Genomic DNA, 20741 nt, shown 5'->3' on the forward strand with positions numbered 1-20741 from the left:
ACACCTTCGGGTTGTGAGGTTAAGCGACTAAGCGTACACGGTGGATGCCTAGGCAATCAGAGGCGATGAAGGACGTGCTAATCTGCGATAAGCGTCGGTAAGGTGATATGAACCGTTATAACCGACGATTTCCGAATGGGGAAACCCAGTGCAATTCGTTGCACTATCGTTTGATGAATACATAGTCAAACGAAGCGAACCGAGGGAACTGAAACATCTCAGTACCTCGAGGAAAAGAAATCAACCGAGATTCCCCTAGTAGCGGCGAGCGAACGGGGAGCAGCCCAGAGTCTTAATCAGCATTAGCATCAGGAGAACGGTCTGGAAAGGCCGGCAGTAAAGGGTGATAGCCCCGTATCCGAAGGTGTTAGTGTTGTGAACTCGACGAGTAGGGCGGGACACGTGTTATCCTGTCTGAATATGGGGGGACCATCCTCCAAGGCTAAATACTCCTGATTGACCGATAGTGAACCAGTACCGTGAGGGAAAGGCGAAAAGAACCCCGGCGAGGGGAGTGAAATAGAACCTGAAACCGTGTACGTACAAGCAGTGGGAGCACCCTTGTGGTGTGACTGCGTACCTTTTGTATAATGGGTCAGCGACTTATATTCTGTAGCAAGGTTAACCGTATAGGGGAGCCGTAGGGAAACCGAGTCTTAACTGGGCGAATGAGTTGCAGGGTATAGACCCGAAACCCGGTGATCTAGCCATGGGCAGGTTGAAGGTTGGGTAACACTAACTGGAGGACCGAACCGACTAATGTTGAAAAATTAGCGGATGACTTGTGGCTGGGGGTGAAAGGCCAATCAAACCGGGAGATAGCTGGTTCTCCCCGAAAGCTATTTAGGTAGCGCCTCGTGAACTCATCTTCGGGGGTAGAGCACTGTTTCGACTAGGGGGTCATCCCGACTTACCAACTCGATGCAAACTACGAATACCGAAGAATGTTATCACGGGAGACACACGGCGGGTGCTAACGTTCGTCGTGAAGAGGGAAACAACCCAGACCGCCAGCTAAGGTCCCAAAGTCATAGTTAAGTGGGAAACGAAGTGGGAAGGCTCAGACAGCCAGGATGTTGGCTTAGAAGCAGCCATCATTTAAAGAAAGCGTAATAGCTCACTGGTCGAGTCGGCCTGCGCGGAAGATGTAACGGGGCTAAACTATGCACCGAAGCTGCGGCAGCGATATGTAAATATTGTTGGGTAGGGGAGCGTTCTGTAAGCCTGTGAAGGTGTGCTGTGAGGCATGCTGGAGGTATCAGAAGTGCGAATGCTGACATAAGTAACGATAATGCGGGTGAAAAACCCGCACGCCGGAAGACCAAGGGTTCCTGTCCAACGTTAATCGGGGCAGGGTGAGTCGACCCCTAAGGCGAGGCAGAAATGCGTAGTCGATGGGAAACGGGTTAATATTCCCGTACTGGTGATAATTGCGATGGGGGGACGGAGAAGGTTAGGCTGGCCGGGCGACGGTTGTCCCGGTTTAAGGATGTAGGCAGGTGAATTAGGCAAATCCGGTTCACTATATGCTGAGGTCTGATGACGAGTCACTACGGTGGCGAAGTAGCTGATACCCCGCTTCCAGGAAAAGCCTCTAAGCTCTAGATTATCATTAATCGTACCCCAAACCGACACAGGTGGTCAGGTAGAGAATACTCAGGCGCTTGAGAGAACTCGGGTGAAGGAACTAGGCAAAATGGTGCCGTAACTTCGGGAGAAGGCACGCTGGCATTAGGTGAAGTGGTTTACCCATGGAGCTGAAGCCAGTCGCAGATACCAGCTGGCTGCAACTGTTTATTAAAAACACAGCACTGTGCAAACACGAAAGTGGACGTATACGGTGTGACGCCTGCCCGGTGCTGGAAGGTTAATTGATGGGGTTATCCGTAAGGAGAAGCTCTTGATCGAAGCCCCAGTAAACGGCGGCCGTAACTATAACGGTCCTAAGGTAGCGAAATTCCTTGTCGGGTAAGTTCCGACCTGCACGAATGGCGTAATGATGGCCAGGCTGTCTCCACCCGAGACTCAGTGAAATTGAACTCGCTGTGAAGATGCAGTGTACCCGCGGCAAGACGGAAAGACCCCGTGAACCTTTACTATAGCTTGACACTGAACATTGAGCCTTGATGTGTAGGATAGGTGGGAGGCTTTGAAGCGTGGACGCCAGTCTGCGTGGAGCCAACCTTGAAATACCACCCTTTAATGTTTGATGTTCTAACGTAGCCCCGTTATCCGGGGTGCGGACAGTGTCTGGTGGGTAGTTTGACTGGGGCGGTCTCCTCCCAAAGAGTAACGGAGGAGCACGAAGGTTGGCTAAGCATGGTCGGACATCATGCGGTTAGTGCAAAGGCATAAGCCAGCTTGACTGCGAGAGTGACGGCTCGAGCAGGTACGAAAGTAGGTCTTAGTGATCCGGTGGTTCTGTATGGAAGGGCCATCGCTCAACGGATAAAAGGTACTCCGGGGATAACAGGCTGATACCGCCCAAGAGTTCATATCGACGGCGGTGTTTGGCACCTCGATGTCGGCTCATCACATCCTGGGGCTGAAGTAGGTCCCAAGGGTACGGCTGTTCGCCGTTTAAAGTGGTACGCGAGCTGGGTTTAGAACGTCGTGAGACAGTTCGGTCCCTATCTGCCGTGGGCGTTGGAAGATTGAAAGGGGCTGCTCCTAGTACGAGAGGACCGGAGTGGACGCACCACTGGTGTTCGGGTTGTCATGCCAATGGCATTGCCCGGTAGCTAAGTGCGGAAGAGATAACCGCTGAAAGCATCTAAGCGGGAAACTTGCCTTGAGATGAGTCTTCCCTGACTCTTTAAGGGTCCTAAAGGAACGTTTAAGACTAAGACGTTGATAGGTTGGGTGTGTAAGCGTAGCGATACGTTGAGCTAACCAATACTAATGAACCGTGAGGCTTAACCTGACAACACCGAAGGTGTTTTCGAGATGAGAGATTAACGTTGATTCAATAAAGTGTGAGACGCCGAGAGGTGGACACAACAGCTTGTTCAGGATTGATATTCTGGTTTAGTGAATGAAAGGCTAAACGGGAATAAACAGAATTTGTCTGGCGGCAATAGCGCGGTGGTCCCACCTGACCCCATGCCGAACTCAGTAGTGAAACGCCGTAGCGCCGATGGTAGTGTGGGGTCTCCCCATGTGAGAGTAGGGAACTGCCAGACATTAAATTAGCCGAGAAGCCACCCATTGGGTGGCTTTTTTGCGTTTGGGGTACTTGAATACCTGCATTTAAAGGCTACTATGTAAAACCTACCACCCGAAAATCATTATTCCAGAAACAATAAATCTTAAAATCCTCTCTATTTCAGATCAAAAAAGTCTAAGCCATTTTAGCTATCACGCTGTAATAAAAAGTCTGGATATCATCGAGTTATCAGTTTGATAGACTCTCAATATTCCTATAACACCGACTATCGCTTGAAATTATTTCAACTTGCTTTGAAACGCTCGACAAGTAGAGTTACATTGGTTAGATTGTTTAGCATTCTAGAAGTCTAAACGTATAAAGTATATTTAAGGGGATGAACCATGCCAATTCGCCTGCCTGATGAGCTACCAGCAGTTAATTTCTTGCGTGAAGAAAATGTTTTTGTCATGACCACGACAAGAGCCAGCCTTCAGGAGATCCGTCCCTTGAAAGTACTGATACTGAACTTAATGCCTAAAAAAATTGAGACTGAAAACCAATTTTTACGGTTGCTATCAAACACGCCATTACAAGTCGACATCCAGCTTCTACGCATTGATCAGCGAGAATCTAAGAATACACCAACGGAACACTTGAACAATTTTTACTGTGATTTTGAAGATATTAAACACCAAAATTTTGATGGATTAATTGTCACAGGTGCTCCGCTCGGCTTAGTTGAATTTGCTGACGTGTGTTATTGGGAACAAATAGAGCGCGTGATTGCATGGGCAAAAGAGCATGTGACTTCAACATTGTTTGTTTGCTGGGCTGTTCAAGCTGCACTTAACGTATTGTATGATTTACCTAAATTAACCCGTAAAGAGAAACTTTCTGGGGTATATTCACACGAAACATTAGAGCCTTACGCGTTATTAACTCGGGGATTTGATGCTTCTTTTTATGCACCGCACTCCCGTTATGCCGATTTCCCTGAAGACTATATTCGCCAGAACACAGACCTTGATATTTTAGCCAGTTCACCGGAAGCAGGAGCGTACTTATTTGCATCAAAAGATAAGCGTTTGGCATTTGTCACGGGACATCCTGAGTACGATGCAGAGACATTATCCCAAGAATATTGGCGTGATGTGGATGCAGGGATCACACCTGAACTGCCGTGTAATTATTTCAAAAATGATGATCCGAATAATTCACCGGAAGTTCGTTGGCGTAGTCATGGCCACTTGTTATTCTCCAATTGGCTCAATTATTATGTGTATCAGATCACACCATTTGATCTTACTCACATGGAACCGACTTTAGATTAAAAACCTCACTTAATGCCAGTTAACTGGTCATATCTCAGAATATAAGGCTGAATAATCAAAATTATTTGGTCTTTAAATCAAGATTCCCTTCTTTATTTAGATGAATAAATAACCGTTTTTTGCCTATTTGTTCATTTTTTATTTTTAACAATAAAAATCCCACCAATATACAACCCTATGATTTAACTAATATTTAACACTTTGTTTTTTGTAATAGAAATTAAAAGCAAAATAAAAATAGTAAATATCTCTTTTTATATCAAGTAGATAAAATTAATTTAAATTAAAATGGAAACCGTTTTTGATTTATTTGTTTTTTGAGTTTACTCTTAATTCATAGCCAGCCATGAGTGAGGAAAAAACAATGGATCAGCAGTTATCTATTTCAGATTTAACCTTCAAGAAAGCATTTTCTCAGCAAGCAAAACAGATATTAAATGCTGATTCTATTGGCTTTCTCTCTTATCTCGTTGAAGGTTTCTTGCCAAGAAGAGAGCAGCTACTCAAAGATAGAGTGCATCGCCAAAAAGAGATTGATGCAGGAAGTTTACCTGACTTTATTATGGAATCTAATTCCATTAAAAATGCAGATTGGAAGATTCAAAATATTCCTGACGATTTACAAGATCGTCGTATAGAAATTACTGGGCCAGTTGATCGGAAAATGGTGATCAACGCATTGAATGCTAACGTAAAAGTATTTATGGCTGATTTTGAGGACTCTTTATCGCCATCATGGGAAAGGTTGATTGATGGGCAAATCAACTTACGCGATGCGATCACCGGCGAAATCTCTTACACCAATGAAAATGGCAAAGTTTATCAGCTGAAATCTAATCCCGCTGTGTTGATCGCCCGAGTGCGTGGACTGCATTTAGACGAAAAACATGTGCTTGTTGATAACCAACCGATACCCGGTGGGTTGTTTGATTTCGCACTCTACTTTTTCAATAACTATCAGGCATTACTGGCGAAGGGAAGTGGCCCTTATTTCTATATTCCGAAGCTGGAATCGTGGCAGGAGGCTCAATGGTGGAGTGATGTGTTTAGCGCCGCAGAAGATTATGTAGGCTTACCACGCGGGACTATCAAAGCCACAGTGTTAATTGAAACACTCCCTGCGGTTTTCCAGATGGATGAAATTTTGTACCACATGCGACACCACATTGTTGGGCTTAACTGTGGGCGTTGGGACTACATTTTCAGCTACATCAAAACATTGAAAGAGCACGCTGACCGAGTTTTACCAGATAGACAGTCGGTGACAATGACGCAGGAGTTTTTAAGCGCCTATTCACGTTTGCTGATCAAAACTTGTCATCGCCGTGGTGCGTTTGCAATGGGGGGAATGTCTGCCTTTATTCCAAGTAAAGATGCACAGGAAAATCAAGCGATTCTCGCCAAAGTGAAAGCGGACAAAGAGCTGGAAGCGCGCAATGGTCATGATGGTTCATGGATTGCACACCCAGGTTTGGCTGATACCGTCATGGCGGTTTTCAACGAAGCATTAGGCGAGCGAAAAAACCAGCTGAATATCCGACGTGAAAATGATGATGAAATCACCGCGCAACAGTTACTAAAACCTTGTGAGGGTGAAAGAACCGAAGCGGGTATGCGCGCCAATATTCGCGTGGCGGTGCAATACATTGAAGCATGGATTTCAGGAAATGGCTGCGTGCCTATCTACGGTTTGATGGAGGATGCGGCGACCGCTGAAATTTCGCGGACATCAATTTGGCAGTGGATCCGTCATGGAAAATCATTATCGAACGGCATGAAAGTCACGAAAGCGTTATTTGAAGAGATGCTGGATGAAGAGTTGCAAGTCATCCAAAAAGAGCTTGGCGACCATCGTTTTCAAAGTGGGCGATTCAAAGAAGCTAGCGAGCTGATGCGCCGAATCACAACCCAAGATGAGTTGATCGAGTTCTTAACGATACCGGGCTATCAATTACTAGATTAGCCAACTTGAAGAATGCAGATATCACTCAATTACCCTACAAAGACAGATAACAAGAAAGGATGTAAATCATGACAACATCGCGCTTAGAACAGATTGCTCAATTGGAAAATGAGTGGAAAAAACCACGCTGGAAAGGCATTACTCGCCCTTATGCAGCCGAAGAAGTGATCAAATTACGCGGCTCGGTCAATCCTGAGCATACATTAGCTCGTAAAGGAGCTGAACGCTTTTGGGCACAGCTGAATGGCGGCGCGAAGAAAGGCTATGTAAATGCATTAGGTGCATTAACGGGCGGGCAAGCATTGCAACAAGCAAAAGCGGGAATTGAAGCTGTGTATCTTTCTGGTTGGCAGGTTGCGGCAGATGCGAACTCAGCATCCAGCATGTACCCAGACCAATCACTCTACCCTGTGGACTCAGTCCCTAACGTGGTTCAGCGGATCAACAACACATTCCGTCGCGCGGATCAAATTCAGTGGGCAAATGGCATTGGCCCCGATAATAAAGAATACATCGATTTCTTTTTACCTATCGTTGCGGATGCGGAAGCTGGCTTTGGTGGAGTACTGAATGCGTTTGAGCTGATGAAGCACATGATTGAAGCGGGCGCAGCGGCGGTACACTTTGAGGATCAATTGGCGGCGGTGAAAAAATGTGGCCATATGGGCGGGAAAGTTTTAGTTCCAACCCAAGAAGCAGTCCAAAAATTAGTTGCAGCACGCTTAGCGGCGGATGTTTCAGGTGTTCCTACTATCTTAATTGCTAGAACGGATGCGGACGCTGCTGATTTATTAACGTCAGATTGCGACCCTTATGATAAGCCATTTATCACGGGTGAGCGTACGGCTGAAGGTTTCTTCCGTACCACTGCAGGGATAGAGCAAGCGATTAGCCGAGGCTTAGCCTATGCCCCTTATGCCGATTTGGTTTGGTGTGAAACCTCCAAGCCAGATCTGGAAGCTGCGCGTCAATTTGCTGAGGCAATTCACGCCAAATTCCCAGGTAAATTATTAGCTTATAACTGTTCACCTTCATTTAACTGGAAGAAAAATTTGGACGACAGCACCATTGCTCGTTTCCAACAAGAGTTGTCAGACATGGGCTATCGCTTCCAGTTTATTACCTTGGCGGGAATTCACAGCATGTGGTTCAACATGTTCGACCTTGCTCACGCTTACGCACAAGGCGAAGGAATGAAACACTATGTTGATAAAGTTCAGGAATGTGAATTTGCCGCTATCAATAAAGGCTATACCTTCTCTTCTCATCAGCAAGAAGTGGGAACTGGCTATTTTGATAAGGTGACGACGGTGATTCAAGGGGGGAGTTCTTCAGTTACGGCATTAACGGGTTCGACTGAAGAAGAGCAATTCTAATCGGGGAGAAATTTACGGTTCCTATTGCTCGGTGTATGTGTGTTGACATAAGTGTATCTTTTGACTTTTCAGGCACGCAAGTGCCTGTTTTTTTATTGGGAGAGTGAAGATGACCCTTGAAACTGAACAGATCATCGCTCAAACCATTTTGCAGGGCTTTGATGCGCAATATGGGCGATTTCTTGAAATCACCTCGGGCGCTCAAGAACGCTTTGAACGCGGGGATTGGCATGCGGTTCAACACGCGATGAAACAAAGGATAAAGCTGTATGACCATCATGTGGGGCTTGTCGTTGCTCAGCTGCAATGTATGGGGCTAGTGCAATCGCTCAGCCCTTATAATTTGGCTCGAATCAAACAGGTCTATGCGACATTACTGCCGGATTATCCGCGTTTTGAAATTGCTGAAAGTTTTTTTAATTCAGTATATTGCCGGCTGTTTCAACATCGAGAGCTGACTCAAGAAAATCTGTTTATCTTTACTTCACAACCAGCACGGCGCTTTTGCACCTTACCAAGACCATTAGCTCGCGAATATAAGCTCAATGGGAACATGGAAACGGTATTTAATGGGATCTTAAGTGGGTTGCCCATTCGCTTAACGTGGCGAAATTTAGCCTTTGATATTGACTGTATTATGGAAACGCTAAGGCAGCGCTTTCCTGAGATTGTTGAACAGGGTGCTCAATTGCATGTGGCGAATGAGCTGTTTTACCGGAATAAAGCCGCATGGTTAGTTGGGAAGCTATATATCAATCACCAAGTTTACCCATTCTTATTGCCTATTCACCATGATGAAGACGGCAAAATGTATGTAGACGCGTGTTTAACTGGGTTTGATGACGCGAGCATCGTGTTTGGCTTCGCTCGTTCCTATTTTATGGTGTATGCGCCATTTCCGGCTGGGTTAGTTTTCTGGTTACGTGAAATCTTACCCAGTAAATCAATCGCTGAATTGTATATGGCGATTGGTTGCCAAAAACACGGTAAAACAGAATATTACCGAGAATATTTGGCGTATTTAAATTTTTCACGAGAACAATTTACACTCGCGCCTGGTGTGAAAGGAATGGTGATGTTGGTGTTTACGGCGCCATCATTTGATCGGGTATTTAAGATTATTAAAGATAAATTTGCGCCACAAAAAGAAGTGACTAAAGCTCGAGTGCTTGAGTGTTATCAAATGGTCAAAGAGCACGACCGAGTGGGTCGCATGGCGGATACTCAAGAGTTTGAAAACTTTATTATTGAAAAGCGTTTTGTGAGTGATGAGCTAATGACTGAGTTACTGACGGAGGCGCCGTCTCAGGTTGAAGATCTGGGGGATAAAATATTAATTCGTCATCTCTATATGGAACGAAAGATGATCCCGCTGAATATTTTTATGGATGAAGCGTCGGATGAGCAGCTTTATCACGCAATAGAAGAATATGGCTGCGCCATCAAACAGCTGGCTGCCGCCAATATTTTCCCAGGGGATATGCTATTTAAAAACTTTGGGGTAACGCGCCATGGTCGGGTGGTATTTTATGATTATGATGAAATTTGCTATATGACCGAGGTGAATTTCCGTCATATTCCTGAGCCGCTTTACCCTGAGCAAGAGCTCTCCGGTGAACCTTGGTACAGTGTGCGGGAGCAAGATGTTTTCCCCGAAGAATTTGCGCAATTCTTATGCCAAGACCCGAAAGTTAGAGATTATTTACAGCAGCATCATCAAGATTTATTTAACGCAGATTATTGGCAAAAACTGCAAAAACGTATTTTGGATGGGTATGTCGAAGATGTGTTTGCTTACTCGGAAGATCAGCGCTTTTGTCGTCGATTTCTTCACGCTATCTCTGCGGCTTAGTTGATTGAAAGTGGGTCAATGACCCACTTTATAACTCAACCACTCACATCATAACTTAGCAATTACAGCGCACCTTGCACCGCTTGCTGTGCTAATTCGGTGATTTTATCGTAGTTGCCATTTTCCAGCGCATCTTCTGGCACTAACCATGAGCCACCAATACACAGCACGCTATCTAGAGCGAGATAATCACGGTAATTTGCGAGGGAGATCCCGCCCGTTGGGCAGAAGCGAACTTGGGAGAAAGGCCCTGCAATCGCTTTGAGCGCTTTCACGCCACCATTGGCTTCGGCTGGGAAGAATTTGAATTCTTTAAGTCCGTAGTTCATGCCCGCCATTAATTCCGATACGGTGGAAATTCCGGGAATTAATGGAATGCTGCCTTGGTTTGCCGCCGCTAATAACTCGTCCGTTAAGCCTGGGCTGATAGCAAATTGTGCGCCAGCTTGGGTCACTTCAGCCAGCTGTTTTGCATTGATAACGGTACCAGCACCCACAATCGCTTCAGGGACTTCTTCAGCAATAAGTCGGATGGCTTCGATGGCGCATTCCGTTCTTAACGTGACTTCCAATACTTTGATACCGCCTTTGAGTAAGGCTTTTGCTAAAGGAACGGCTTGCTCGAGTTTCTTGATCACAATGACAGGAACAACAGGACCTTGTTTTAGAACATCTTCAGCGGTCATTTTCCAATTATTCATAATAAATCCTAGTAAGCGGTATAAATTAAAAATTAATACAGTCAGTCATTAATACAGTCAGTCATTAATACTACAAGCACCTTCTTCGGCGCCGGATAAATGTTGTCTTAATGCACCAAACAGCTCTCGACCACAACCCACTCGTTCTGCACTCAGGTCGGCTTGATAAGGTTGACGAGCGGATAAAATTTGTTCGTCGACGAGAAGCTCAATTTCTCCCGTTAATGCATTAACGCGAATTAAATCACCATCTTGGACTTTGGCGAGTAAGCCGCCATTGTAAGCTTCTGGGGTGACATGAATAGCAGAAGGTACTTTACCCGATGCTCCCGACAATCGCCCGTCAGTGACTAATGCCACTTTATAGCCTTTATCCAATAATACCCCGAGTGGCGGCATTAATTTATGTAATTCAGGCATGCCATTCGCAGATGGTCCTTGGAAACGAACCACAATGACGCAGTCTCTGTCTAATTCGCCTGCTTCAAAACGCGGTGCAATATCATTTTGATTATTGAACACGATGGCTGGGGCTTCAATCACTTGGTTTTCAACGGGAACGGCTGACGTTTTCATCACAGCGCGACCAAGGTTTCCAGACAGTAGTTTAGTCCCACCGTGATGGGAGAAAGGATGATCAATATCAGCAATCACTTCAAGATCATAAGAATTTTTTGCCCCTTCGCGCCAAGATAATTGACCGTTGTCCAACCAAGGTTCGAGGGTATAACGTGATAACCCAAATCCGGCGACGGTGTGAACGTCATCATGGAGTAAACCTTTAGCAAGGAGCTGGCGGATCAACAACTGAACGCCACCGGCCGCTTGGAATTGGTTAATATCAGCTTGGCCATTTGGATAAATTCGGCAAATCAGAGGAACGACAGCAGAAAGATCAGAAAAATCATCCCAATTGATAATGATGCCGGCGGCGCGTGCAATCGCCACCAGATGCATGGTGAGATTGGTGGATCCCCCTGTTGCCAGAAGCGCCACAATACCATTTACAATCACTTTTTCATCAACCAGTTTACCAATCGGTAAATAATTTCCTGATTGCTCAGTAAGGCGTGTAATTTGGCGAGCCGCAGCACGAGTGAGTTCATCTCGTAATGGGGAATCTGGTGGAACAAAGGAAGAGCCAGGTAAGTGTAACCCCATCACTTCCATCACCATTTGGTTAGAGTTTGCGGTTCCGTAAAATGTGCAGGTACCAATGCTGTGATAGGACGCGGCTTCAGCATCAAGTAATGCATTGCGGTCAACTTTCCCTTCAACGTATAGCTGACGAATTCTCACTTTTTCTTTGTTGGGTAAGCCAGTGCTCATGGGGCCTGCGGGGACAAAAACCGCGGGTAGGTGCCCAAAAGAGAGCGCGCCCATCATCAGCCCCGGAACAATTTTATCGCAGATCCCTAAATAGAGCGCGCCATCGAACATATTGTGGGAAAGCCCGATGGCAGTGGACATCGCGATAACATCGCGGCTCAGTAATGAGAGTTCCATACCATCTTGCCCTTGGGTAACACCATCGCACATGGCAGGAACACCCGCAGCTACTTGCCCAATCGCACCATTTTCTAGTAGCGCTTGTTTCAATTGGTCAGGGTAGCGGTCATAGGGGCGATGAGCGGAAAGCATGTCGTTATAGGAGTTAATGATAGCGATATCGGAACGAGTCATACTTTTGAGAATACTTTTTTCTTCGCTTTGGCAGGCAGCAAAACCATGAGCCAGATTCCCACACGCTAATTCAGCGCGATGTACAGTACTGCTACGAGCCTGTTCAATTTTTTCGAGATACGCTTTTCGACTCTCTTTCGAGCGCGCGATGATACGTTGGGTGATCTGTAAAATAGGGTCATTGACCTTCGTTGAAGGAGTGACGTCAGAAATATTTTTGCTCATGATAATGGCTCCATTATACAAACAGTACTCTTTATGTTACCGGTAACATTGTTCAATGAAAAAACAATTGTTGCAATGATCAAAATGAAGATTTCGACATATCTGTGATCTGAATCAAGAAGAGGATCGGGGAGTAATTTGGGAGTAATCGTGACCATTTCAGCCTAACAGAATGATAAATAATAACTATAATGAGTTGGTCAATGGCATTGAGATAAAAATCAAGTAGGGAAACATGGCTGGGTTGAAAAAACGGAGTTCGCTTGGGTGGCTGTTAGGCGTTTTTTGGTTGTGCTCAAGCAGCGTTCAAGCGACAGAAGTGCCTGAAGTGGTTTTAACCACAGGTTCTTACGGTGTATTAGAGAAGGCGATTTCAGCTAGCCAAGGTAGTTATGCTGAGCAAAAAATGGCAAATGCAACCGCCACTTTGTTGGGCACTCCCTACAATAATCGCACTTTAAATAGGGATGCATTCTCAACGGAACGGTTAATCATTGACTTAAAAGCCGTTGATTGCATGACATTCATTGAGTATAGCGAAGCCTTTAAGTATGCAGAGGATGCTGAACAATTTGCCTCATATTTAGAGAAAGTACGCTATGTCGATGCAAAAGTCGCATTTAATCAACGTCGTCATTTCTTTTCGGATTGGGCAGAAGGGGATCATAAAGTGGTCTCTGATATAACGGCTCAATTGAGCCCCCACACTATTTTTGTTAATAAACAACTTAATAAAAAAAGTAACGGTGATCCTATTATTGCTACGGTTAAAATAACACCAAGAGTGATTGGTTATATCCCAACTCGATTTATTGATAGAAAATTACTGAAGCAGTTAAAAACAGGGGATTACATTGGTATTTATTCCCCTGCATCAGGATTGGATGTCACCCATGTGGGTGTTGTTATTAGAGATGGCGAAAAAGTGATATTTCGCCATGCTTCTTCGCAACGAAAAAATTTACGGGTAATGGATGTCGAACTATTTTCTTATCTTCAAGGAAAAAGTGGAATTATGGTATTTAGATAAGTTGGTTTGAAAGTTAAGCCCGCTAATGACTTATTTTTTAATGCTGATGACGTATGACATTATTTTAAATAAATTTTAATTTTTAAAATAAACTTAAAACGTAAGTACAAGTGATTTTTAGTTACTAATTATTGCCATAACTATTTAAATTGTAAAACATTATTAAATTAGAGATGTTTTAATAATAGTTTCACAAGGTTAAAGCAACGAGTGACATTAAAAAATTTTTTATAAAGCAATGAATTACAACTAGGAGTAGTAAGGATTAAAAATTAAAATCATAATGGCACCTTAAATTCCTATCAATAATAGTTAATTTTATTGTTTTTATCTATTTTAAAAAAAACAGATTGTTTTTATAATGCCCGTTAATGTTTGATTGGGTTCTTTATATTGGGGTGAGCATGTACATGTCAGAAAAACAAAATATTTATGCTTTGCTTGGCAATCATCTTCGTAAGGCTAGAGTAAGTAAAGGGTTATCAGGTCAGGAGTTAGCGGCTATTATTCAGCTAAGTCAGCAGCAGGTATCTCGATATGAACTGGGTGTGAATAAGCTGAGTTTAGATAAATTAATCGAGATTGCTATTTTACTTGAAATTGATATTCATGAAATTACCACTATGATTGCACGTCAATTTGAGAAAGAGAAAGATAATTCTAGTGAGGTGGCTCTGGCTAGTTTTTAATTTATTTTCACTTCCCTTAAAGTTTTATAGATTAAAAAAATTATAATGATTAAATGATTTTAATTGTTAATTCTATCTTAAAGTTAATAATTAAATATCATGAATCTGATGATTCTGCTTTTAAATGATAAAAGCAGATAACGATTAAATTCGATTAGCTTTTTTATAAAAGTATTCATGTTTTGCTTTTTTTGATTCATTTAGTTTACTCTTTTTTTTATATTTGCTCATATTTAAGACGATTCTTTGTGAAAAGTTCTCATGGTTTTATCGAGGGCGGTGTGCTTAAATGTGCGACAATTCAACATGGAAAAAGGGCAGTTTTAAATGGCTAGGGCAATATGGATATTTGTCATATTCCTACTTGTCGGTTGTTCAACGACACCTTCAAAAACGGGTTACTATCTCGATCAGAGTTACCCGTCACAGAATACCAGTGAGCGCATTCAATTTATTGTTCTGCATTACACTGTTTCTGATGATGCCCACTCAATTAAAATATTAACGAAAGGAAAGGTGAGTTCCCACTACCTCATTCCTAGTCAGCCTGCACAAAAAAATGGTCAGCCTGTTATTTTACAACTCGTTCCTGAGCGTTTGAAAGCGTGGCACGCAGGGGATAGCCGCTGGCAATATCATCATGGACTTAATGATAGCTCGATTGGTATTGAAATCGTTAATGAAGGTTTGGTGAGAAAAAATGGTCAAGATATCTGGCCGCCTTTTAATGACTCACAGATAGATGCATTGATCCCACTATTGAAAGACATCATGCAACGTTATGACATTCCTCCAGAAAATGTCATTGGCCATAGTGATATCGCACCGCTGCGTAAACAAGATCCGGGGCGTGCATTTCCGTGGCAATCATTAGCGTTGCATGGGATTGGTGCTTGGCCTGACCCTCAAACCGTCAATAAGTATTTAGCTGGGCGACAAATTAATGCTCCTGTCAGTGTATTAAACCTACAAAAAGCATTGAAGTTTTATGGCTATGCGGGGATCCCACTGACAGGAAAATTAGATAAAGAAACGAAGCAGACGTTGCGTGCATTCCAAATGCATTATCGTTCACGGGATATTGATGGGCGGGCAGATGCGGAAACGGAAGCTATCGCTTTAGCTTTGATTGAAAAATATCGCAATATGCCGAAATTCAAACAATCTTTGAAATCGAATAAATCGGAAAGCGCATCCGGTCAACAGGGTGATTAACCCGTCAGTAACATGATTAATTGAAGAAGTGCGGGGAGATCCCGCACTTTTACTTACTAGCGATTAGCGCCATATTCATGGCTGATTTCTTTAGCAGCTTTGATCACCATCGCTCCTAGCTCGGTTACCCGATCATCAGTGATCCGCGAAAGTGGTCCAGAAATTGAGATCGCGGCAAATGCCTCTTTATGTTCATCATAAATACAGGCACCAATACATCTTAACCCCAGCGCATGTTCTTCATCATCATAAGAAAATCCTTGTTTTTTAGCTTGTTGCAGATTTTCTTTCAATGCGGAGGGGTTAGTTAATGTATGCGGTGTATAGGCATGTAAGCCTTTTTTACCCAGTAATGGAATTAGCTGTTCTTCAGGCAAATTGGCAATAAACGCTTTTCCTGCACCTGATGCATGTAACGGCAGTTTTCCGCCAATCGGGGCAGACATACGCATTAGTGCATTACATTGTACTTGGTCAACAATCACAGCGTCATATTCCGTGTGATCTAAAATCGCTAAATTGACGGTTTCACCAGATTCTTCCATCAAACGGCGTAATATCGGATGGACAAGGGCTAATAAATTACGACTTTCAAGGAAGCTACTGCCAATGATAAAGGCATGAGAAGCGATGACCCACAGCCCGAGATCCCCTGTCTGGCGCACAAAACCGTGCTGTTCGAGGGTCATTAATAAGCGGTGAGTCGTGGAATTAGGTAAGCCGGCTTGAAGGGCTAAATCGGTGAGAGCGATCCCCCCAGTTGATTCAGAAATGTATTCCAAAAGCGTCAGTCCACGGCTTAAGGATTGAACTTGTCCGGCAGCCGTAGCGCCACTCGCAGGTCCTTTTGCCTTCTTTATTTTTTTAGTAATGGGTGTAGCCGCCATCAAGTGTCTCCTGACAGGAATGAATATTCGTTTCTATTATGAATGATTTCATTCAAAAATACTCATCGGATCAGCAAAAAGTCGATCTTTGGCAACCTGAAAAACTCTCATCATAACGAAGAATTTTCTCTTCTGAAGTTATGGTAGGATGTGATTTATACAAATTTAGTTTATTTTCAATTCATTGACGTTTTAGCAAGTTAGCTGTGCGAAGTCACAGCATGGGGCAGATTAAGCCGAGGGATTATCATTTTCAGGAGGACAGTGCAGTGTCCAGCAAGAAAAACCAATTAGAACAACAACTAAAAAATAGAATTCTCGTCCTAGATGGTGCGATGGGAACGATGATCCAACGCCATAAACTCTCTGAAGAGCAGTTTCGCGGCGCACGTTTTGCCGATTGGCCAAGTGATTTGAAAGGCAATAATGATTTACTTGTGCTCACCCAGCCCGAGATTATTCGCGATATCCATAGCCAATATTTTGCGGCAGGAGCGGATATTGTTGAAACCAATACATTTAACTCCACCACCATTGCGATGGCGGATTATAAAATGGAAGCCCTTTCTGCGGAAATCAACGAAACCGCAGCTCGCCTTGCGCGTGAATGTGCCGATGAGTGGACACGTAAAACCCCAGAAAAACCACGCTATGTGGCTGGGGTTCTGGGACCAACAAACCGTACGGCATCGATCTCCCCTGATGTGAATGATCCGGCCTATCGCAACGTGACGTTTGATCAGCTGGTGGATGCCTATCGCGAATCCACACGATCGCTGATTACGGGCGGTGTCGATCTGATCATGATCGAAACTATCTTTGACACATTAAATGCAAAAGCGGCGATTTTTGCTGTAGAAACTGAATTTGAAGCCCTTGGGATCCACTTGCCGGTGATGATTTCAGGGACTATCACTGATGCCTCGGGGCGCACCTTATCAGGGCAAACCACGGAAGCATTTTATAACTCATTGCGTCACTCTCAGCCGCTATCATTCGGGCTTAACTGTGCACTGGGGCCTGATGAGCTTCGTCAATATATCGCTGAATTATCGCGTATTTCAGAGTGCTATGTTAGCGCCCACCCCAATGCAGGATTACCGAATGCATTCGGTGAATACGATCTTGATGCCAAAAATATGGCGCAGCAGATCCGCGAATGGGCGGAAGCTGGCTTTTTAAATATTGTCGGTGGATGCTGTGGTACCACGCCACTTCATATCCAAAAAATGGCGCAAGCCGTTGAGGGGCTTAAACCTCGCCAGTTGCCAAAATTGCCAGTGGAATGTCGTTTATCCGGTTTAGAGCCGCTGAATATTGGTGCGCAGTCTCTGTTTGTGAACGTGGGAGAGCGTACTAATGTCACAGGCTCGGCAAAATTCAAGCGTTTAATTAAAGAAGAAAATTACCAAGAAGCCCTGGATATCGCTCGCCAACAAGTGGAAAACGGCGCGCAGATCATCGACATTAATATGGATGAGGGAATGCTAGATTCTCACGCGGCGATGGTGCGTTTTCTGAATTTGATCGCGGGGGAGCCGGATATTGCACGGGTGCCTATTATGATCGATTCCTCAAAATGGGATGTGATCGAAAAAGGCCTGAAGTGCATTCAGGGTAAAGGGATCGTGAACTCCATCTCCATGAAAGAGGGGGTTGATACCTTTATTGAACATGCCAAATTAGTCCGCAAATATGGTGCGGCGATGGTGGTGATGGCGTTCGATGAAGTGGGGCAAGCAGATACCCGCGAGCGCAAAATCGAAATTTGCCGCCGCGCATACCAAATATTGACGGAAACGGTCGGTTTCCCGCCTGAAGATATTATTTTTGACCCGAATATTTTTGCGGTTGCTACGGGGATTGAAGAACACAATAACTATGCCGTTGATTTTATTGAAGTCTGTAAAGATATTAAAGATCAGCTGCCCCATGCATTGATCTCCGGTGGGGTATCAAACGTCTCTTTCTCATTCCGAGGCAATGATCCGGTACGTGAAGCCATTCACGCGGTTTTCTTGTACCACGCGATCCGCAATGGGATGGATATGGGGATCGTCAATGCGGGGCAACTGGCCATTTATGACGATCTTCCTGCCGAGCTTAAAAACGCAGTAGAAGATGTGATCCTCAATCGCCGAGAAGACGGTACTGAAAAATTACTGGAACTGGCTGAAAAATACCGTAGAACAGGGGGACAAGAGCAGCAAGTTCAACAAGCGGAATGGCGCAGTTGGGAGGTCGAAAAACGACTGGAATACTCGCTAGTGAAAGGGATCACGGAATTTATTATCCAAGATACGGAAGAAACTCGCCAACGCGCATCAAGCCCAATCGAGGTGATCGAAGGCCCGTTAATGAACGGCATGAATGTGGTGGGCGACCTGTTTGGGGAAGGAAAAATGTTCCTGCCTCAAGTGGTGAAATCCGCTCGAGTGATGAAGCAAGCCGTGGCGTACTTAGAGCCGTATATTCAAGAGCTAAAACAGTCGGGCAGCAGTGCTGGTAAAGTATTATTAGCGACGGTGAAAGGGGATGTGCACGACATTGGTAAAAATATCGTGGGCGTCGTTCTGCAGTGTAATAACTATGAAATCATTGATTTAGGCGTTATGGTGCCATGTGAAACGATCCTGAAAACCGCTCGTGAACAAAACGTCGATATTATTGGTTTATCGGGGCTGATTACACCGTCGTTAGATGAGATGGTGCATGTGGCAAAAGAGATGGAGCGACAAGGGTTTACCTTACCGCTATTGATTGGTGGCGCAACCACCTCGAAAGCCCATACTGCCGTGAAAATCGAGCAAAACTATTCAGGGCCCACGGTCTATGTGCAGAACGCATCCCGTACAGTGGGTGTCGTTGCCGCATTACTTTCAGCAACCCAAAAAGCCGAGTTTGTAGCCCGAACGCGTCGTGAATATGACACGGTTCGCCTGCAACATGGGCGCAAAAAACCAAGAACGCCACCCGTCACATTAGAAGCCGCTCGCGCTAATGGGGTGAATATTGACTGGCAACAGTACCAGCCTCCGGTTCCTAAATTCCTAGGCGTTCAAGAAGTGACGGCATCGATTAAAACATTGCGTGACTATATCGACTGGACGCCATTCTTTATGACATGGTCATTGGCAGGTAAATATCCGCGAATTCTGGAAGATGAAGTCGTCGGGGAAGAGGCGCGCAAATTGTTGGCGGATGCCAATGCGATGCTCGACACGCTGGATAGCCAAAAATTACTGACGCCAAAAGGGATTTTTGGCATTTTCCCTGCAAACAGCGTAGTGGATGATGTGGAAATCTATCGCTCCTCTGCTCGGGATGAAGTCCAAGCGGTTGCACTGAATTTACGCCAACAAACGTTGAAAACCGATTTTCCTAACTACTGTTTATCCGATTTTGTGGCACCGAAAGAGAGTGGCCAAGCGGACTATATCGGTGCGTTTGCAGTGACCGGTGGGTTAGAAGAGGATGCTCTGGCACAGCAGTATGAGGATGCCCACGATGATTATAATAAAATCATGGTGAAAGCCTTGGCTGATCGCTTGGCCGAAGCTTTTGCGGAATATCTGCATCAACAAGTGAGAACCCAGTATTGGGGCTATGCACCGGATGAAGCGCTGAGCAACGAAGAGTTGATCCGTGAAAATTATCAAGGCATTCGCCCTGCGCCGGGTTATGCCGCTTGTCCTGAACACACAGAAAAGGAAAAAATCTGGCAACTCCTGAATGTGGAAGACAAAATTGGTATGAAACTGACCAGCTCTTACGCTATGTGGCCGGGAGCCTCGGTGTCGGGTTGGTACTTTAGTCACCCTGATAGTAAATATTTTGCGGTGGCGCAGGTGCAAAAAGATCAAATTGAAGATTATGCTAAACGCAAAGGAATGACGGTCGCAGAATTAGAACGCTGGTTAGCACCGAACCTCGGCTATGATCCAGAAGATTGATTTGATCCAGAAGATTGATTTTTCAGTTATTCGCCTCCATCTTATAGGTAGGAAATCTATTGGGAGCAAATGATGAGCTATGAATTTATAATTGAAGGAAAACTGCCGTCCTCGGTAGTTTATCCTTATCAGATCCAAAATAGCGCCGCACCAGACACGTTTATGATGAGCGAAGATGCGGTGAGTGCCATGATGAGTATTTTGCAAATCATGGACAAATTGGATACTGAAGATTCATTGACGGAACATTGCTTTAACCAAATTTGGTTAAGAAGCGAGTTAACGCCAGCAAGAGCAGAAGAAATTTATCTGTTCTTGGAAAACCAAGAGCGGGTTGAGCCGATCCCTTCACAAGAAGAAATCGACGCGTTTTATCAAGCCCAACAAGCGGAAGATAAGTTACTCTCTAAAGAAAGTACCAAAGAAGGTATGGTTCCGGTTCATAAATTTGCGACCAATGATGGTTGGTTAATTACAGCGAAAGAGAGTGAATTAATTGCCGAGGTATTTTCAGAAGAGTTAGTGGGTGAAAACCATTTTGTGGTTTCCCAAATATCGACGCTATGCAAAATTAGTCATCAAAAATTGGAATTGATTTTAATTGAGTGGGGTAAGTTTAATTTATTTGCCAGTAAGCATGGTGGATATCGCGTTAATTAATTTTCCGCATTAAGACAATTTAATTATT

At 44.4% G+C, this 20741-nt stretch carries 12 protein-coding genes and 2 rRNA genes; 11 read left to right on the forward strand and 3 right to left on the reverse strand.

The window, feature by feature from the left end; all coding sequences use genetic code 11:
• Positions 1–17 precede the first annotated feature (17 nt).
• The 6 genes from GKR48_RS04580 to aceK all read left to right on the forward strand — a co-directional run bounded on the left by GKR48_RS04580 (position 18) and on the right by aceK (position 9670).
• Positions 18–2923: ribosomal RNA gene (locus GKR48_RS04580) — 23S ribosomal RNA — on the forward strand.
• 143 nt (positions 2924–3066) lie between these two features.
• Positions 3067–3182, forward strand: a 5S ribosomal RNA gene (gene rrf, locus GKR48_RS04585).
• 367 nt (positions 3183–3549) lie between these two features.
• Positions 3550–4479 (forward strand): homoserine O-acetyltransferase MetA, encoded by a 930-nt coding sequence (gene metA, locus GKR48_RS04590; protein ID WP_036955456.1) that lies wholly within the window; start codon positions 3550–3552, stop codon positions 4477–4479.
• Between the two features lie 364 nt (positions 4480–4843).
• Positions 4844–6442, forward strand: coding sequence for a malate synthase A (gene aceB, locus GKR48_RS04595; RefSeq protein WP_154627211.1), 1599 nt, complete (start codon positions 4844–4846; stop codon positions 6440–6442).
• Between the two features lie 68 nt (positions 6443–6510).
• Positions 6511–7818 carry an isocitrate lyase gene (gene aceA, locus GKR48_RS04600; RefSeq protein WP_154627212.1) on the forward strand — a complete coding sequence of 436 codons (1308 nt, stop codon included), beginning with the start codon at positions 6511–6513 and terminating at the stop codon, positions 7816–7818.
• A gap of 109 nt (positions 7819–7927) precedes the next feature.
• On the forward strand, positions 7928–9670 hold the full coding sequence (gene aceK / locus GKR48_RS04605; protein ID WP_154627213.1) for a bifunctional isocitrate dehydrogenase kinase/phosphatase: 1743 nt from the start codon (positions 7928–7930) through the stop codon (positions 9668–9670).
• A 62-nt stretch (positions 9671–9732) separates the two neighbouring features.
• On the opposite strand, the gene GKR48_RS04610 is transcribed toward aceK, so the two are convergent.
• Positions 9733–10371 carry a bifunctional 4-hydroxy-2-oxoglutarate aldolase/2-dehydro-3-deoxy-phosphogluconate aldolase gene (locus tag GKR48_RS04610; protein WP_108479271.1) on the reverse strand — a complete coding sequence of 213 codons (639 nt, stop codon included), beginning with the start codon at positions 10369–10371 and terminating at the stop codon, positions 9733–9735.
• Positions 10372–10428: 57 nt separating this feature from the next.
• On the reverse strand, positions 10429–12279 hold the full coding sequence (edd, locus tag GKR48_RS04615) for a phosphogluconate dehydratase (RefSeq protein WP_154627214.1): 1851 nt from the start codon (positions 12277–12279) through the stop codon (positions 10429–10431).
• Between the two features lie 235 nt (positions 12280–12514).
• Here edd and GKR48_RS04620 point away from each other — a divergent pair, with 235 nt between their 5' ends.
• The 3 genes from GKR48_RS04620 to GKR48_RS04630 all read left to right on the forward strand — a co-directional run bounded on the left by GKR48_RS04620 (position 12515) and on the right by GKR48_RS04630 (position 15213).
• Positions 12515–13309 (forward strand): N-acetylmuramoyl-L-alanine amidase-like domain-containing protein, encoded by a 795-nt coding sequence (locus tag GKR48_RS04620; protein ID WP_154627215.1) that lies wholly within the window; start codon positions 12515–12517, stop codon positions 13307–13309.
• Between the two features lie 410 nt (positions 13310–13719).
• Complete coding sequence (locus tag GKR48_RS04625) at positions 13720–13998, forward strand: helix-turn-helix domain-containing protein (RefSeq protein ID WP_154627216.1); 279 nt, start codon at positions 13720–13722, stop codon at positions 13996–13998.
• A gap of 327 nt (positions 13999–14325) precedes the next feature.
• Complete coding sequence (locus GKR48_RS04630) at positions 14326–15213, forward strand: N-acetylmuramoyl-L-alanine amidase (protein WP_154627217.1); 888 nt, start codon at positions 14326–14328, stop codon at positions 15211–15213.
• Between the two features lie 56 nt (positions 15214–15269).
• Here the strand turns inward: GKR48_RS04630 and iclR are convergent, their stop codons facing one another.
• A complete protein-coding gene (gene iclR / locus GKR48_RS04635; RefSeq protein WP_036955435.1) occupies positions 15270–16100 on the reverse strand; it encodes a glyoxylate bypass operon transcriptional repressor IclR in 831 nt (276 codons plus the stop codon).
• A gap of 269 nt (positions 16101–16369) precedes the next feature.
• On the opposite strand from iclR, the gene metH reads away from it, so the two are divergent.
• A complete protein-coding gene (metH, locus tag GKR48_RS04640; RefSeq protein ID WP_336431116.1) occupies positions 16370–20053 on the forward strand; it encodes a methionine synthase in 3684 nt (1227 codons plus the stop codon).
• Between the two features lie 72 nt (positions 20054–20125).
• Complete coding sequence (locus GKR48_RS04645) at positions 20126–20713, forward strand: hypothetical protein (protein WP_154601994.1); 588 nt, start codon at positions 20126–20128, stop codon at positions 20711–20713.
• The last annotated feature ends 28 nt before the right edge of the window (positions 20714–20741 follow it).

This window comes from Providencia sp. wls1943, from assembly GCF_009706275.1.
GTDB classification, from domain to species: domain Bacteria; phylum Pseudomonadota; class Gammaproteobacteria; order Enterobacterales; family Enterobacteriaceae; genus Providencia; species Providencia zhijiangensis.

Excerpts from the sequence above, each read along its gene's own strand:
- GKR48_RS04610 (WP_108479271.1), bottom strand. The coding sequence starts at position 10,371 with ATGAATAATTGGAAAATGACCGCTGAAGATGTTCTAAAACAAGGTCCT.
- aceA (WP_154627212.1), top strand. The coding sequence starts at position 6,511 with ATGACAACATCGCGCTTAGAACAGATTGCTCAATTGGAAAATGAGTGG.
- GKR48_RS04645 (WP_154601994.1), top strand. The coding sequence starts at position 20,126 with ATGAGCTATGAATTTATAATTGAAGGAAAACTGCCGTCCTCGGTAGTT.
- aceB (WP_154627211.1), top strand. The coding sequence starts at position 4,844 with ATGGATCAGCAGTTATCTATTTCAGATTTAACCTTCAAGAAAGCATTT.
- metA (WP_036955456.1), top strand. The coding sequence starts at position 3,550 with ATGCCAATTCGCCTGCCTGATGAGCTACCAGCAGTTAATTTCTTGCGT.
- GKR48_RS04625 (WP_154627216.1), top strand. The coding sequence starts at position 13,720 with ATGTCAGAAAAACAAAATATTTATGCTTTGCTTGGCAATCATCTTCGT.
- GKR48_RS04630 (WP_154627217.1), top strand. The coding sequence starts at position 14,326 with ATGGCTAGGGCAATATGGATATTTGTCATATTCCTACTTGTCGGTTGT.
- iclR (WP_036955435.1), bottom strand. The coding sequence starts at position 16,100 with ATGGCGGCTACACCCATTACTAAAAAAATAAAGAAGGCAAAAGGACCT.
- edd (WP_154627214.1), bottom strand. The coding sequence starts at position 12,279 with ATGAGCAAAAATATTTCTGACGTCACTCCTTCAACGAAGGTCAATGAC.
- aceK (WP_154627213.1), top strand. The coding sequence starts at position 7,928 with ATGACCCTTGAAACTGAACAGATCATCGCTCAAACCATTTTGCAGGGC.
- GKR48_RS04620 (WP_154627215.1), top strand. The coding sequence starts at position 12,515 with ATGGCTGGGTTGAAAAAACGGAGTTCGCTTGGGTGGCTGTTAGGCGTT.